Genomic DNA, 870 nt, shown 5'->3' with positions numbered 1-870 from the left:
ATGGGTGATGGCGTGCCTTTTGTAGAATGAACCGGCGAGTTACGTTTAACATGCAAGGTTAAGTCGAGAAGACGGAGCCGCAGCGAAAGCGAGTCTGAATAGGGCGATTTAGTATGTGGACGTAGACCCGAAACCGTGTGATCTACCCCTGTCCAGGGTGAAGGTGCGGTAACACGCACTGGAGGCCCGAACCCACGCATGTTGAAAAATGCGGGGATGAGGTGGGGGTAGCGGAGAAATTCCAATCGAACTCGGAGATAGCTGGTTCTCCCCGAAATAGCTTTAGGGCTAGCCTCGGTATAAGAGTAGTGGAGGTAGAGCACTGATTGGTTGCGGGGCCCGCAAGGGTTACCAAGATCAGTCAAACTCCGAATGCCATATACTTATTGCCGGGAGTCAGACAGTGAGTGCTAAGATCCATTGTCAAAAGGGAAACAGCCCAGACCATCAGCTAAGGTCCCCAAGTGTGTGTTAAGTGGGAAAGGATGTGGAGTTGCACAGACAACCAGGATGTTGGCTTAGAAGCAGCCACCATTGAAAGAGTGCGTAATAGCTCACTGGTCGAGTGACTCTGCGCCGAAAATGTAACGGGGCTAAACACACCACCGAAGCTATGGCTAGATACGTATGTATCTGGGGTAGGGGAGCGTTGTATGTGGGTTGAAGGTGTACCGTAAGGAGCGCTGGACAGCATACAAGTGAGAATGCCGGTATGAGTAACGAAAAGATCAGTGAGAATCTGATCCGCCGAAAGCCCAAGGTTTCCTGAGGAAGGCTCGTCCGCTCAGGGTAAGTCGGGACCTAAGGCGAGGCCGAAAGGCGTAGTCGAAGGACAACAGTTTGAAATTACTGTACCACCGTAATCCGCTA

Annotated in this window: 1 rRNA gene; it reads left to right on the top strand. The window is 51.6% G+C overall.

The annotated features are described in order from the left end of the window. Positions 1 to 870, top strand: a 23S ribosomal RNA gene (locus UQ64_RS27130); the annotation flags it as partial.

The organism is Paenibacillus etheri, from assembly GCF_001012825.1.
GTDB lineage: Bacteria > Bacillota > Bacilli > Paenibacillales > Paenibacillaceae > Paenibacillus_AQ > Paenibacillus_AQ etheri.
This window is presented reverse-complemented; position numbering and strand designations above follow the sequence as displayed.